At 44.8% G+C, this 1,121-nt stretch carries 2 protein-coding genes; both read right to left on the bottom strand.

Going from position 1 to position 1,121, the window contains the following annotated elements:
• Positions 1–433: LysR family transcriptional regulator (locus tag R8N46_RS25240; protein WP_318189781.1), on the bottom strand; the 433-nt coding region annotated here is incomplete at its 3' end.
• A gap of 114 nt (positions 434–547) precedes the next feature.
• A partial coding sequence (locus R8N46_RS25245) for a hypothetical protein (RefSeq protein ID WP_318189782.1) occupies positions 548–1,121 on the bottom strand: 574 nt, incomplete at its 5' end.

Below are 1,121 nucleotides of genomic sequence, written 5' to 3' on the forward strand. Positions count from 1 at the left end.
CCGCGTCAATCTCACCGCTGTGAACCATGTCGACAAGGACATGCGACTGTTCTTCGACGATGTCTATTTTCGCGTTCGGGTACTGCTCTTTTAAGGTGAGTAACAACTTTGGCAGAAGATAAGGTGCAATGGTCGGGATCATGCCAATGGACAACGGAAAGCAAAAAGGTTCGCCGCAACTGTGGTCGAGGTGTGCCATGTCTTCCAGTTGAAGCATAATGTTGCTGGCTTTGTCTAAAACCTCACGACCAAGTGGAGTGACGAGCACTTTTTTATTGTCCCGTTCAAAAATCTTAATGCCTAGCTGACGCTCCAGTTCACTGACGCCTGTGCTCAACGTTGATTGGCGAACATGACACAAATCTGCAGCTTTACGAAAATGCAGCGTTTTTGAGACAGCCAAGGCATAAGATAATTGTTTTATCGATAGCATAGCGTTTATCCATCCGTTGAGTCTTCTCGCCGTTCAAACTTCTCGTTCTAATGATCAAGCTTAGAAGATGGCTTTTTGTTGTTCGAATTTCCCTAACGTTGTTCCTGCCTTTATCTACCATCCTTTCGCTCGGCATTGCCGTTCGATTCTGAGCGCGACTTGCTGTCCTTGGTGATCAAGATAATCGGTCGAACTCACCATCTGTCGCATGTCTTCAACAAAATGAGCGGGGCGAATCATCCGCAAAGTGTTTTCGTTTTTGCAAATAAAGTCGACACGCGGAATGCCAAGTTCATCCTCGTATTCAATGATGTAAGTGGCGGCGGTTTGGTGATTAAGTTGTGTGTTGAGTTCGAGCATCCAATTGAGATACTGCTCTTCAATCCAACTTGAATAGTGCTGCTGGAAATAGTTTTTAAGTGATTGATAGTTAGCACTATTGAAATGGTGATATGTATTTCGTACTGCCGATTGCGGCTCACTTGTGGTTGGTGTGTACAGTTCTATGGGTAATTGATAGGGGTAGCGATCGTGGCTCCAATCTTCGATCACCGATTTAACGTGATTCAAAATGTAGTGCAGGGCGCTGAACAATCTCGCATAAACGAGGCGAGACCCGTAGAACAGGCGTAAATGTTCACCATTGTATTGATTGATGTAATTGAGCGGAATTTTATAATTCACGCTC

It is taken from the genome of Vibrio sp. 1874 (genome assembly GCF_033344395.1).
GTDB classification, from domain to species: Bacteria; Pseudomonadota; Gammaproteobacteria; order Enterobacterales; family Vibrionaceae; genus Vibrio; species Vibrio alginolyticus.